The following is a 12,834-nucleotide window of genomic DNA, read 5'->3' as shown; positions in this document are numbered from 1 at the left end:
TTTCGGGCTTAGCGGCCTTGACCACCAGACAGTTGTTGTTCAGCGATTTGCACAAGCTTGCGGGTGATGTAACCACCCAGCGAACCAGCGTCACGAGTCGCCATGTTGCCATAGTAACCGTCTTGCGGGATTTGAATGCCAAGCTCTTGCGCTACCTCATATTTCATTTGATCCAAAGCTGCGCTTGCTTGAGGTACGACCAATGTATTGCTGCTGCGAGATTGTCCTGCCATGTGAATTTCTCCTTTCGTCCTCTTACAATGGTGTGTTGCAAACTTATTATGATACGATAGTGAGAAGAATATGCTTACTTTTAAGAATTTCTTTTTTTCCAAGGAGAATGATACAATGCCCAGATCGCTAGCCCTTTTTTTTGCCGTCTTTTCGGTGCTGCTTATGAGCGCTACCGCTATCGCCATCAGCTATAATGGATGGATAGCCGCTCTTTTGTTTGTTCTGATGATTGGCAGTATCGGCCTCGGATTCGTCGTCAGCGCCAAAATGAAACGCCGCAAGCAAGGGTGAGAACCCTGGCTGGCGGCGTTATCTGTCTTTATCTTCTCCCTTAATGCCTGCTTCCTTCAGCGGGGCAGAAGAAAACCCATCCGCTCCTTCACATCGCGCACTGTCTGGTTCGCGATCACCGATACCTGCTCTGCTCCCTGCTTCAGAATATCGTGAATCGCTCCCGAGCTGCGGATCTCCGCATACTTCTTCTGGAGCGGTTCAAGCTTCGCAACCACATGCTCGGCCAGATCCTTCTTGAAGGCTCCATACCCTTGTCCTTCGTAGCGCGTTTCGATATCATCAAGTGAAATGTCCGCACAATAGGAGTAAATCGTCATCAGATTGCTAACTTCCGGCTTCTCGGCCGGGTTGAACTGCACCTCGCGGCCGGAATCCGTTGTAGCCCGGCTGAATTTTTTGCGGATCACATCCGGAGGATCCAGCAAAGCGATATAGCTGGCCGGATTCGGATTGCTCTTGCTCATTTTTTTCGAGACGTCGTCAAGCGACATCACGCGGGCGCCAAGTTTTGGAATATACGGCTCCGGAATCGTAAAATAATCCCCGAAACGCCCATTAAAGCGGTGGGCCAAGTCGCGTGTCAGCTCCAAATGCTGCTTCTGGTCATCGCCAACCGGTACAAGATCGGCATTATACACCAGAATATCGGCCGCCATCAGCGCCGGATAAACAAACAGCCCCGCTCCAACCGATTCCTTGCCGGCCGATTTGTCCTTGAACTGGGTCATCCGCTCCAGCTCGCCCATCGAGACCAGCGTCGTCATCAACCAGCCCAGCTCGGCATGGGCGGGCACTTGCGATTGCGCAAAAATGCTCGCTTTGGACGGATCAATCCCGGCCGCGACAAACAGCGATGCTACGGATTCAATATGCTCGCGAAGCGCAGCAGGCTCCTGCGGAACCGTAATGGCATGCAGATCGACGACCATGAAGAAACATTCATGGGTCTCCTGCAGCTTCACAAAATTTTGTATGGCGCCAATGTAGTTTCCGAGCGTTAATTGGCCGCTCGGCTGAATACCTGATAGGACTCGCGGCATCGTTATACCCTCCTGTTATTTCAAATCAGCGCTGCTATGCGCTCCTTCATTGTTTTATCAACTTATTCATGGGTCGGCAGCCTCAAAATGAACACAAAAAAGACCCTACGCCGAAAGGGACGAAGGACCGTGGTGCCACCCTAATTTGCTTGTAAGCGCCTGAAAATATCCGCGCAGAACAAGCCTTCAAGTTCCCTAACGCGGAACGACACGGAGATGCATACGGACGATCGTACGCTCGCTTTCCTCATCTCGGCTCCAGGACCCATTCGACACAGACGCTTGCACCGGTTCGCACCACCCACCGGCTCTCTGAAGCGCTCATCTCATGCTTACTTGTTCCCTTCATTGCATTTATGATGATTATACTCTTCCCTTAATGAATGTCAATCCCCCCTAAATCCCCCTGAGGGGGACCCCAGAGGGGGCCGCCCCTCTGGACTCCCGGAATGGAATAACGTGGGAGGAGCAGAGGAACGTTGTTTAGCTGCTTTTTGCGTAGGAGCGTTTTCGTCCCTCGCGGGACACACTTCCTTGCCACGCTCGCGTGGTACCAGGTGGACTGCGTCCCTGACTAACGTTGGCGGATCAGAGATCCGTCTTCAGTCACTGCCTGCAACAATATTTGGAAAATGAAGATGCGTTTAAGACGCTTTAAAGTTAAGTGTGTCCCGTAGGGACGAAAACGAGCTTAGCATGAATCAACTAACGCGCGGCTGTGTCCCTCCCACGTTATTCCAGCCCCGAAGGGGTATCTGCTGCCACGGGTGCGTCAGAATTAAAGTGTGTCCCGTAGGGACGAAAACGAGCTTAGCACGAATCAACCAACGCGCGGCTGTGTCCCTCCCACGTTATTCCAGCCCCGAAGGGGCATCTGCTGCCACGGGTGCGCCAGAATTAAAGTGTGTCCCGTAGGGACGAAAACGAGCTTAGCACGAATGAGCTAACACGCTGCTGTGTCCCTCCCACGTTACATATTTCCGGGAGTCCAGAGGGGCGGCCCCCTCTGGGGTCCCTCCTCAGGAGGGATTTAGGGAGGGAGCCGCCATTACTGCAGCTGCTGCAGATACGCAACCAAGGAGTTTATTTCCTTGTCGCTCAGCCCCGATGTCTTACCGTGCTTGTCTCCTGCGCGTTCAATCACATCCTTGAGGGTGGCCGCGCTGCCGTCGTGCAGATAGGGGGCTGTCGCGTAAACACCGCGAAGCGTCGGCGTGTCATAGAAGCCCCGCTCACGTTTATTCGTAAAGGCTGCGCGGGCGTCGCCGGCATAATCGGTGTCCGTTGGACTGACAGTGCCGACATTATGGAGAAAATCCTTATTGTCCGTCGTTAACGCTCCATTGTCATTAACGGCTTTCACGCTGTCAGTCATCACATCTGTTGCATGACAGGTGATGCACTGCGCCTTCCCTTCGAACAACTGCTTGCCTGCCTCGGCCTCGGCCGTGAGCTGACCGTCCTCCGTCCGGTAAGGACTCAAAGGAACCGGGAAAGCATCCGGCATCCGCATATAAGCCTCGAGCGCGTCAAAGAGCTTTTGTATATCCGCCGGATATGGCTTGGCAGGGTCTACATCTGACATTCCGCCCATTTCTCCTTGAATGGTGTGAATGTAATCGCCGAAATCATCGCGGCTGCCGTCCCACATAAACACGCCGGTCTCGAACGCCAGAACATTGCTCGGCACGTTCCGCGGCCCTTTGGAAGTCGTCAGTGTCAATGAATCCACCTCGCCGTCCGAGTGGCAGGACACACAGCTCATCCAGTTGGAGCCGGTTAACGGAAAATCATCCGAATTGGCGCTGTAGAACAAGGTCTTGCCCAGACGCTGCTCGGCAGTCAGACGATTCTGGCGGATTAACTTCGAAGGCTCGCCATCGACGTGCGCTTGCCCGCCCTCTTCGGCTCCGGGAAGCGCAATAGTTGTCATATCATGCGAATTGGCATTATGAACATATAAAATGCGGCCATCCGGGGACATGGTCATGCCGATCGGAAAGTCTCCAGGCAGATGACGGATGATTTGGCTCGCCCGGCCGCCCCGGGACAGATCAAAGACCAGGAGATCCTCGCTTCCTCCCATCAGCACATATGCCTTGTTCCCATCCGGCGAAAACAGGATATCTGTCGGATTGGCAACGATTGTCGACTTGCCGAATTTATCCTGGACGTCAATGGAGTCGAACAGTTCCTTGCGGCCCTTGCCGTTCTCCTTATTCGCGCTCAGATCCAGAACCGACAAGGAGGGGAAAATCACTTCTTCGAACTGTATCGGCGTATCCGTATTGGTTAGCAGATGGGCTTCCCAGGCACTCTTGCCGTCCGGAGACAGACGAATCTGCTCGACAGTGTTCGGCGTTCCCTGGCTTTTCTTGCGGTCCTTCTTATCCGGAGAAGCGCCAAGCCTGATATCTGCTTGCTCAGCCATGGAGGACGTATCGAATACATGGGTTTTGGCACTCAAATATTCAGCTACATAGAGCTTACTGCCATCCCCGCTCAAAGCCAGCGCTCTTGGATTATCGCCAGCGGGCAGCTGCTTGATGATGGTCCGCCTCGCCGAATCAACCACGCTAACCGTGCCCGAACGATAGTTGGTGACATATAGACGCGAACCATCCGGGCTGCTCACGATACCATACGGCTCTATTCCAGTCTTCAGCGAGCCAAGCACCTTGCCCTTATTCATATCGATCCATTCCACACTGTTTGCATAGCGGCAGGTGACATACAAGGTTTCTCCGTCCGGAGACAGTGCCAGCTCACGCGGCTCTTTGCCTACCGGAATTTCCTTCTCCAGCTTGCGGGTTCGCGCATCAACGATGGAGACGGTATTGGTATCGCCATTAGCTACATAGATGGTTCTGCCATCTTCACTCATCACAATGCTGCTGCCTGACTGCGGGCCGGCAGGGACTTCCTTCTCTTCCCCGGAGCATGCGGATAAGAAGAGCAAAACGGCGAGTGCAGATGCACCCGCCGCCAGCCTCCAAGCAGGCGATGGCTTATTTCGAGATTTCAACCGGAAGAAGAACCGGGGAAATGCCATTGTCACCATGTCCCTTCTGAATCTGAGGCACTGTGTCCCCATCGGTATTGCCGGAGTCATCGCCTTCTTTATAGAAGTCGCCCGTATCCCAGAATTCGCTCGCCTGCATCCCTTCCTCAAGCGAAGGTCCATCGATCACCTGACGGTAGAAGTCGACATAACGCTGCTGGATTGCGCTTTGTTCAAGCGCTTTTGGCGCATCGCTTTCGCCGCCCGTGTTTTTCAAGTGCAAAAGTGCGAGACGCAGCATAGAGGATACGCCGCCTGCGGCAAAAGCATCATAAGATGTCTCGTCGCCATTGGTTTTATAAGCTTTGATGCCGTTATCCCACAGCTTGCTGTCCATCGCCGCATAAAGGTGGCGGGCAGCATCGCGGTATTTCTCGTCTTCTGTTGCCAGGAAGGCCGAGGTCAAACCGCGGATCGCGCCCTCTTGGGCAAGCAGCGTGGTGTCTTGTCCTGCTTCATCTTTGGCTGTGTCATAACCGCTCACGGCAAGGCCGTCCTTATTGACAAGCGCGGACAATATGAAATCTGCCTGCCTGATAATCATTTCTTTGGCCTCGGCCCCTGCCGCTGTTTTCAAGCCTTCGGCCGCATCTCCATTCGCGTAGCCTACAGGCAAGCCATCGATCGCACGCTCGAACATGCGCAGCGCCTCTATCGTATAACCCGCCTGGAACGTATCCACAGCCGTTCCCTGCTTGCCGCCGTCGAAGGACGTGACCAGCGTGCCGGCATCATTATTCCAGTGGCGCGTCTTGATATTATCGAATACGGCAAGCAGAACATCGCTGGCAATGGTAAAAGGATCATTGGAGACGACATCGTTGCTTGGATCGCTATCGGTATTGGCTGCAGGCGCCGCAGGGAACGGATCCCCATCAAACACGCGGGCAAATGCCGGATTGCGGTTGGGGTTATCCTTACGCTGATCGGTCATTCCGTAAAATTCCGAGGTCGGCCACAGCATCAGCCATTGATCCTGCAATGAACTGCTTCCATCGTTTACCTTCAAGCCTTTTACATTCGGATAATCCTTATCCCCATTCTCCTCAACGTCAATGGCATGCGGCAGATAGACATTCGTCGAGTTCTTGCTTAACGCTCCCAATCCTTGCGAAGACGGATCATAGAACAGATTGTCGCGCACATACTGGAGCTTGTTCCAGACTTCCTCGGTCAGGATCATCCCCTGCATGCCGTCAACCGAGCTGACGCCCAGCTTCAGCCCCTGATCGGCTTCCGGTCCTTCTGCAGCAGTGGATGCATCCACTTCCTCATCCGACTCCGCATTGTGCAGATTGCCAAGAAAATCGCCGGCCCATAGAGACTGCTTGAGCATCGTTGCGCCATAAGCGGCTGGAACAAACTGCTTCTTCATTTTGTCGCGGTCCCAGCGCAGCGAGCTGAAATCCACTTGGTAATTAGGAATATACGTGCCATTCTCGCCGTCGGCGTATTTGCCGGTATCGACCTTCTGCGCGTAATGGGGATCGCCTGCAGTATATTCAATGAAGGTCGGAAACATATTTTGCTGAATCTGATCCGCCGGCTGTCCTACACTGTCTGCCATCTTCAGGAATCGCGAAGCAAGCAGTTCATTAGGCGATTGGCCGGCTTTCTTGGCCTCGTCCGCTACAGCAGGACCATTTGCCAGATGCAGCCCCATACCGGATTTCTCCACCACCTCGTACATCGCTTCCTCCGAGTACTCGTAGGATTCGATCCCGGCTATATAATCGAATGCCGTTGGCGAATCCGGCTTCCCGGCATCCAGCACATCCAGATCCAGTCCAAGCGATTCGGCCAGAGGCTCACCGGATAACTCGAATTCCGCATAGGCAAACATGTTCCCTGCCGTGTCGAATGAATAATCCTTTACATTAACCTTCACGCCATCGCTGCAGCCGGTAATTGCTAACGCACAGGCAAGCATCGCTGCCGTAATGGTATATCCTGTTTTTTTCATTTTCTTTTTACTCATCATGACCGCTGTTCTCCCCAATCCGATACACTCATTATCATCCACAGAGCAATAATGAGAATCATTATCAACGTTAGTGATTGTACCTCTTTGCTCCTCATTTGGCAATGACTATTTTTGATATAACAGTCAAATCAACTGGGCAGATTTAAATCCGGGCGCAGCCGTGTTTGCAGGCGTGGTGAAATAACTTTGTGAAAGGCTGTCCTTCTGAAGGCCAAGCCTGCATATTGTATAAGAACGGAAGTTTAAGGGGGGAGTTTGTCCTTTGAGAATCATCTATAAATGGGGTACGCCGCTGCTCGCTGCCGGCTGCCTGGTGATACTTGCCCGCATATGGACCAGAGACGGCCTTACGGATCTGATCCTGACCAATCCATCGATACAATCCTTTAAAATATTGTTCATCAGCATCATCCTCGAAGCCTTTCCTTTCATCCTGCTTGGAGTGCTGTTCTCGGCCCTTCTGCAGGTGTTTGTCTCTGACAAAATGATTGCCAGGCTGACGCCTAAAAACCCCGTCGTCGGGGTCTTGTTCGGAAGCCTGCTGGGACTCTTGCTGCCTTTATGCGAATGCGGCATGATTCCGGTAGTTCGCCGTCTCATACGCAAAGGCATGCCTGCCTACATAGGACTTGTATTTATTTTCGCAGGACCGATTATTAATCCGGTCGTATTTACTTCGACCTTCACCGCCTTTCGCTCTGAGCCTATTATGGCCTACTCCCGAATGGGGCTGACCTTTGTTGTCTGTGTACTGCTGGGGCTGCTGCTGTACCGTTTTCTCCGTAAAAACCCGCTTAGGAGCGCTCACCCTTCGTCTATTCACCATCATCATGAACACAGCCATAATCACAGCGAAGGACGAAACGGGCTGCGCGGACGGATCAGCGCTACATTCGCACACGCATCAGATGAATTTTTTGATATCGGCAAATATTTGATTATGGGCGCATTTATTACCGCTGCCATGCAGACTGCGCTGGACCGTCAATTATTGGACTCGATCACCGATCAACCCTTCGTTTCCCATATCTTTATGATGGTTCTTGCTTTCGCCCTGTCCCTCTGCTCCACTTCGGATGCGTTCGTTGCTTCAAGCTTCAGCGGCCTCTTCTCGCCCGGCGCACTGCTGGCCTTCCTTGTATTCGGACCCATGGTCGATCTCAAAAGCACCCTTATGCTCTTCTCCGCCTTCCGCACCAAGGTTGTTCTGACGATTATCGCGTTCTTGTTCGTCGCTGTGCTGATGGGTTCCATGGTTATGGAGAAGCTGGTTTTTTATCCATCCTGATAGTGAAGCAAAGGAGCGTCCCCCATGACAAAGGAAGATAAGATCACGATTATTCACCATCTGCTGCGCGCCATGATCATGACCGGCTTCGCTCTGTATATAATCGATCTTGTACGCAGCGGCAGTATGACGCTGTATATCGCGCCGCGCATGGTGCTCTATGTCAAGCTTTCGGCAATCGGCTTGTATGCAACAGCCATCTATTTGCTCTATTCCGCCGTTCAGGTATGGGTCGGCAATCGGACGGCTGCCCATGACTGCGATCACGAGCCATCTCCTTCGCTTATCAAAAATACGCTCATCTACGGCTTGTTTATACTCCCGCTGATTATGGGATTCCTTCTTCCGGACACGATGCTTGGGAGCACTGCAGCATCCAAAAAAGGTATCAGCCTGAACGGCACAGGAAGTTTTGTGATACCGGAGAATGCGGAGGCGCAGCCGTTCCCTGATGATTCAGCGGACAACACAGATCTGGATGCGCTGTTTCCCGCGGATGAATATACGGCTGCCTATGCCCGGCTCGGCAAAAGACTGTATGGACTGAACGAAATTGTAATCCCCGAGAAGCAGTATATGGAGACGCTGACTACGCTTGACTTGTATCGGGACAATTTTATCGGAAAAACGGTTGAAATCAGCGGGTTTGTCTACAGGCAGGAAGGGATGGGACCGTCGCAGCTGGCCGTCAGCCGGTTTGCGATGAACTGCTGCTCCGCAGACTCCGTGCCATTCGGTCTGATGATCGAGAATCCGCAGGCTGCAGATTACGATGACGATGTCTGGCTGAATGTGCGCGGCACCGTGACTGTGGGCATTTTTGAAGGAAACCCCATCGTTATACTTAAAGCGGCGCAAATCAAAACGATCACTCCTCCTTCCACGCCGTATGTTTACCCGGATTATGAATTTGATCTCTGAGCGCCAGCTGTTTGGCTTGAATTTTAGAGGATTGAAAAAAATCATTTTTATTCTGCATAAAAGATTCCAACAGGAACATAATAAGGCTCAAGAAAGCTTAGGAGGTGAATATAATGGCAGGACAATCCCGCAGCAGCAACCAATTAGTTGTACCTCAAGCAAGTGCAGCTTTGGACCAAATGAAATACGAAGTGGCGCAGGAGCTTGGAATCCAAATTCCGCAAGACGGCTATTACGGTTACATGGCTACCCGCGATACAGGAGCATTGGGTGGATACATCACCCGCAAACTAGTTCAAATCGCGGAACAACAATTGGCAGGAAGCAACATTCGCCATTAGGATTCGCCAATACCGAAAAATGCTGCCCGGCTCAGCGAGGCAGCATTTTTTTTGTGTTTCCGGACTCACTTGCCAGCCTTAGATGTATGCGAAACCGGTATTTTTGAAACATTAAAGCTTATCGTCAACACATGTGGTGAATGATGCACATTGCAAAGGATGGAGATTCATGCTCGTACACAAATATCTGCTGGGGATCGTAAGCCTTTCGATGCTGCTGTTCGCAAATGAAGCTGATGGCGCAGGCGCACCATTCAAGAAGGACCGTTTTTATTATGAGAAAAAAGGAGAAATGATCTGGGAGGTACAGACGAAGCAGAGAGTGATGGCGCTGACCTTCGATGACGGGCCGGATCCCGTTCAGACGCTGGAAATTCTCGATCTGCTCAGGCAGTACGATGCCAAATGCACTTTTTTTGTTGTAGGCAAAAGAGTGAAGCTGTATCCGGATATCTTGAATCAGATTTCCGCTGAAGGGCATGAGATTGCGAACCATACCTATAACCATATTTACTTCAGAATCCCGTCATCGGAAAGAATAGTCCGCCAGGAAATCGAGAGCACGGAAAATGAAATATTCCAGGTAATCGGCCGCAAGTCGGCGTTATTTCGTCCTCCGGGCGGCATGTATGACGATACAATCGTCAAGGTTTCCAATAAAATGGGCCTTTTTCCTGTCATGTGGTCCTGGCATCAGGATACACGGGACTGGAGCCGGCCAGGCGTTCAACGGATTTTGGACAAGGTGCTGGGAAATGCCAGAAACGGGGATATTGTGCTTTTCCATGATCATGTCCAGGGGAAATCGCAAACTGCTGCCGCATTGAGAGTCATTCTTCCGGAGCTCAGAGCCAGAGGCTACCGCCTGATTACCGTTTCCGAATTAATGAAATATTCCGTGGCGGAATCAGACCGCAAACAAGCTGCCATCAAAAATTCCAAATGAAATATTACCAGCATGGTTTTGATGTTCACCGCGAATCCTATCATCAGGAGGTGAAAAAACCAATGTATAGGATATCCGCAATGCTGGTTCTTTCCTTGTTTCTCGTTATGGCCTCGACCGGATGTACCGCGAAGCATGACAAGGTAAAAACAAATAATTATAAAACGCAGTCCACCACGGATAAACGTATGCTGATGAAAGAAACGCAACCGCAGCAAAGACAGCATCCGCGTGCTTCTGCAAACATGACCACTGCCGAGAAAATCGCCAAGCATGTTTCCAGTGTTCATGGCGTGGACAGAGCAACTGTCATTCTTAACAATCGCGACGCCGTTGTCGGTGTCGCTGTCAAAAAAGGTGTCCACACCGAAATGGTGAGTCGGCAAGTGAAGCAAACCGTTGAACGGGCGGAGCCGGGTTATGCCGTTCACGTAACGACGGATGGACAGTTATTTTCCCGCATCAAGGGCCTTCAGAATCAAATGCTGCCTATAGATGGCCATCCTGTCCGTAATTTCTCGGAAGATGTAGGAACCCTTATCCGGGACATGGGACGCACAATAACAGCGCCGCTTCGTTAATGGTTGATGGAGCATCAAATCCCGCATAATTGAAAAAATGCTGCCCACTATATGCGGAGCAGCATTTTCTTAAATGATAAGAAGTCTACAATCGAAGTAGAAACGCCGCCGAAGGTCGACGATAGCCCTTTGTTTGCTGGGGGGCGTCCCCTGAATATATGCTATGGAGCATCACGAAGCGCCTGCTGTGAATATTTCGGCTGGTAGCGAAACATGCCATTGGCCAAATTGTAATTCGATTCAAAAAGAATACTTGCCGACCAAGCGCCCGTGCTCGACCTTACTGAAAAATCATACAAAATTTCACCGTGTGTCCAATTCCGTTTAAGCTTCAGCGAGTCTATTGCCATCTGGCGAAAGGACTGCACCTGGGAAGCGGTCATACCCTGCTCTGTTTGGCCGATTTCACCATTCTTGCTCTCAATGGGATTGTGCCTGACTCCGTATTTGCCGACTGCATTATTCCGAATATGTATAAAAACAGTCCCTGCAACAGCCGAAATCAGCTCTTCTTCCAGCTGTCTGAATACATAATCCACTTGCCGCGCCAATGACATCGTTTCCAAACTCATAGTAAACCCCCTCCTGAATCCTTATTTTCTTGAAGCTTACAAATAATACATTAGGCCTATTATAAGACAGCTTTATGGTTCCTTCAACATATTTTTACAAAATCATTACAACTAAAAGGCTCGATACTGGATTATTACATAATCCTTACTTAATTCTTTCGACTTAGTACGATTGCATTAGACGAATATAGACAAAATTCTCCATTGTGAATATAATGAGATTATTCTAATAAAGAGGAGCCCTGCCTCATGCAATGGTTTTATTCATTGTCCATCCGCAACAAACTTCTGATCGGGTGCTATTCAATCGTCGGCATTTTCTCGATCGCCTTGCTTTTGGGATTGATCATTACAGGCAGCAGCTTACTCCTTGGGCTCATCATCATTTTAGTCGCGGCAGCGATTACGTATCCCCTTGTGAGTGTGATCGAGAGAGCGCTTACTTCATCTATTGACGAAATCTCTTCCATTGCCTTTGGCATCGCCAAGGGAGATTTTACCCAGAAGGTTGACGTATCCTCATCCTCCTCTCTGGGACAGCTGGGCCATTCCTTTAACAGCATGATTGACAAGCTGCGTGAAATTTTGAAGGACACGTCCAATATATCCCGCATCGTGAACGACACCAGCCGGAATATTTTTGACAAGAACAAGGATCTGAAGCTGATCATGGAGCAGGTCGCCTTATCAGCCGGAGAGCTGGCAACCGGAGCTAACGAAATTTCCGGGGATGTGGCTGATATGGCTGAGTCAATCCGGGAAATCGAGGACAAAGTAGCCTCATACGCCCATTCCACCAAGGAAATGAACGAGAAATCCGAACAAACGCTGATCCTGGTCGAGAAAGGCCGGAAAGCTGTAGACAGCCAGACGGTCGGCATGCAGCGCAATGTGGAAGCAACCTCTACAGTTGCGGCTACAATTGAGGAGCTGGCCCGCAATGCGGAGGGCATCTCGTCGATAACGCGCACAATCTCCGATCTGGCAGAGCAGACGAACCTTCTTTCTCTTAATGCTTCAATCGAGGCGGCGCGCGCCGGTGAGCATGGCAGAGGATTCGCAGTTGTCGCACAGGAAGTGCGCAAGCTGGCGGAAGAATCGACCGCCTCGACCAAAGAAGTGTTCAATCTTGTCCGCAGCATCGATTCCGGAGTCAAGCAGGCCATCGAAAATATTAAAATCAACGAAGAAGTTGTTAAGCTGCAAACTCATATGCTTCAGGAATCGGAGCATATCTTCTCCGAGATTGTCGCCAGCGTTGATTTTATAACCAAGCAGATTTATCAATTCTCCAGCGAAAGCGATCAAATGCTGGAGGGCTCCCGTAAGATTTCAGGAGCGATCCAGAATATATCCGCAATCACCGAGCAGTCCGCTGCCGGCACCGAGCAGGTATCCGCCTCCATGAATGAACAGATTGGCTCCGTCCAGGCGGTTGTCGACGAGACCGAAAAAATGCAGCAGATGGTCGTTCAGCTTCAACGTACCGTATCGATTTTCAAAATATAGTCAAAAGCTGCAGTCAAAGCCCCTTCTCTCCGCGAGAAGGGGCTTTTTCGTACTCAGCCGCCT

12 protein-coding genes and 1 other annotated feature are annotated in these 12,834 nt (G+C 51.0%); of the genes, 7 read left to right on the top strand and 5 right to left on the bottom strand.

The window, feature by feature from the left end:
* Nucleotides 1-8: 8 nt before the first annotated feature.
* Nucleotides 9-233 (bottom strand): alpha/beta-type small acid-soluble spore protein, encoded by a 225-nt coding sequence (locus AC0YOA_RS05955; protein ID WP_210038373.1) that lies wholly within the window; start codon nt 231-233, stop codon nt 9-11.
* Between the two features lie 115 nt (nt 234-348).
* Here AC0YOA_RS05955 and AC0YOA_RS05950 point away from each other — a divergent pair, with 115 nt between their 5' ends.
* Complete coding sequence (locus AC0YOA_RS05950) at nt 349-525, top strand: hypothetical protein (RefSeq protein WP_475785859.1); 177 nt, start codon at nt 349-351, stop codon at nt 523-525.
* A 56-nt stretch (nt 526-581) separates the two neighbouring features.
* Here AC0YOA_RS05950 and trpS read toward each other — a convergent pair whose 3' ends face one another.
* The 3 genes from trpS to AC0YOA_RS05935 all read right to left on the bottom strand — a co-directional run bounded on the left by trpS (nt 582) and on the right by AC0YOA_RS05935 (nt 6,592).
* The gene (gene trpS / locus AC0YOA_RS05945) at nt 582-1,568 is read right to left on the bottom strand and encodes a tryptophan--tRNA ligase (protein ID WP_475785858.1); all 987 of its coding nucleotides are present in this window, start codon (nt 1,566-1,568) and stop codon (nt 582-584) included.
* A gap of 112 nt (nt 1,569-1,680) precedes the next feature.
* Nucleotides 1,681-1,926, bottom strand: a binding site (T-box leader).
* Nucleotides 1,927-2,616: 690 nt separating this feature from the next.
* Complete coding sequence (locus AC0YOA_RS05940) at nt 2,617-4,620, bottom strand: beta-propeller fold lactonase family protein (protein WP_475785857.1); 2,004 nt, start codon at nt 4,618-4,620, stop codon at nt 2,617-2,619.
* Nucleotides 4,577-6,592, bottom strand: coding sequence for a hypothetical protein (locus AC0YOA_RS05935; RefSeq protein ID WP_475786615.1), 2,016 nt, complete (start codon nt 6,590-6,592; stop codon nt 4,577-4,579). The genes AC0YOA_RS05940 and AC0YOA_RS05935 overlap by 44 nt, the downstream gene beginning before the upstream one ends.
* Nucleotides 6,593-6,875: 283 nt before the next feature.
* Between AC0YOA_RS05935 and AC0YOA_RS05930 the strand changes: the two genes are divergently transcribed.
* From AC0YOA_RS05930 to AC0YOA_RS05910, 5 genes are all read left to right on the top strand, one after another.
* Nucleotides 6,876-7,901, top strand: coding sequence for a permease (locus tag AC0YOA_RS05930; protein WP_475785856.1), 1,026 nt, complete (start codon nt 6,876-6,878; stop codon nt 7,899-7,901).
* A 24-nt stretch (nt 7,902-7,925) separates the two neighbouring features.
* Nucleotides 7,926-8,822 carry a TIGR03943 family putative permease subunit gene (locus AC0YOA_RS05925; RefSeq protein ID WP_475785855.1) on the top strand — a complete coding sequence of 299 codons (897 nt, stop codon included), beginning with the start codon at nt 7,926-7,928 and terminating at the stop codon, nt 8,820-8,822.
* A gap of 110 nt (nt 8,823-8,932) precedes the next feature.
* Complete coding sequence (locus AC0YOA_RS05920; protein ID WP_475786614.1) at nt 8,933-9,163, top strand: small, acid-soluble spore protein, alpha/beta type; 231 nt, start codon at nt 8,933-8,935, stop codon at nt 9,161-9,163.
* A gap of 169 nt (nt 9,164-9,332) precedes the next feature.
* Nucleotides 9,333-10,109, top strand: a complete 777-nt coding sequence (locus AC0YOA_RS05915; protein ID WP_475785854.1) for a polysaccharide deacetylase family protein — start codon at nt 9,333-9,335, stop codon at nt 10,107-10,109.
* A gap of 62 nt (nt 10,110-10,171) precedes the next feature.
* The gene (locus AC0YOA_RS05910; RefSeq protein ID WP_475785853.1) at nt 10,172-10,690 is read left to right on the top strand and encodes a YhcN/YlaJ family sporulation lipoprotein; all 519 of its coding nucleotides are present in this window, start codon (nt 10,172-10,174) and stop codon (nt 10,688-10,690) included.
* 161 nt (nt 10,691-10,851) lie between these two features.
* Here the strand turns inward: AC0YOA_RS05910 and AC0YOA_RS05905 are convergent, their stop codons facing one another.
* Nucleotides 10,852-11,262, bottom strand: a complete 411-nt coding sequence (locus AC0YOA_RS05905; RefSeq protein WP_210038364.1) for an O-methyltransferase — start codon at nt 11,260-11,262, stop codon at nt 10,852-10,854.
* Nucleotides 11,263-11,511: 249 nt separating this feature from the next.
* On the opposite strand from AC0YOA_RS05905, the gene AC0YOA_RS05900 reads away from it, so the two are divergent.
* On the top strand, nt 11,512-12,771 hold the full coding sequence (locus AC0YOA_RS05900; RefSeq protein WP_210038363.1) for a methyl-accepting chemotaxis protein: 1,260 nt from the start codon (nt 11,512-11,514) through the stop codon (nt 12,769-12,771).
* The last annotated feature ends 63 nt before the right edge of the window (nt 12,772-12,834 follow it).

The sequence above is a fragment of the Paenibacillus sp. JT22N12 genome (assembly GCF_056269365.1).
This window is presented reverse-complemented; position numbering and strand designations above follow the sequence as displayed.

What these genes read in the sequence shown, in the direction of transcription:
- AC0YOA_RS05955 (WP_210038373.1), bottom strand. Translation starts at nt 233, where the DNA reads ATGGCAGGACAATCTCGCAGCAGCAATACATTGGTCGTACCTCAAGCA.
- AC0YOA_RS05950 (WP_475785859.1), top strand. Translation starts at nt 349, where the DNA reads ATGCCCAGATCGCTAGCCCTTTTTTTTGCCGTCTTTTCGGTGCTGCTT.
- trpS (WP_475785858.1), bottom strand. Translation starts at nt 1,568, where the DNA reads ATGCCGCGAGTCCTATCAGGTATTCAGCCGAGCGGCCAATTAACGCTC.
- AC0YOA_RS05940 (WP_475785857.1), bottom strand. Translation starts at nt 4,620, where the DNA reads ATGGCATTTCCCCGGTTCTTCTTCCGGTTGAAATCTCGAAATAAGCCA.
- AC0YOA_RS05935 (WP_475786615.1), bottom strand. Translation starts at nt 6,592, where the DNA reads ATGAAAAAAACAGGATATACCATTACGGCAGCGATGCTTGCCTGTGCG.
- AC0YOA_RS05925 (WP_475785855.1), top strand. Translation starts at nt 7,926, where the DNA reads ATGACAAAGGAAGATAAGATCACGATTATTCACCATCTGCTGCGCGCC.
- AC0YOA_RS05915 (WP_475785854.1), top strand. Translation starts at nt 9,333, where the DNA reads ATGCTCGTACACAAATATCTGCTGGGGATCGTAAGCCTTTCGATGCTG.
- AC0YOA_RS05910 (WP_475785853.1), top strand. Translation starts at nt 10,172, where the DNA reads ATGTATAGGATATCCGCAATGCTGGTTCTTTCCTTGTTTCTCGTTATG.
- AC0YOA_RS05905 (WP_210038364.1), bottom strand. Translation starts at nt 11,262, where the DNA reads ATGAGTTTGGAAACGATGTCATTGGCGCGGCAAGTGGATTATGTATTC.
- AC0YOA_RS05900 (WP_210038363.1), top strand. Translation starts at nt 11,512, where the DNA reads ATGCAATGGTTTTATTCATTGTCCATCCGCAACAAACTTCTGATCGGG.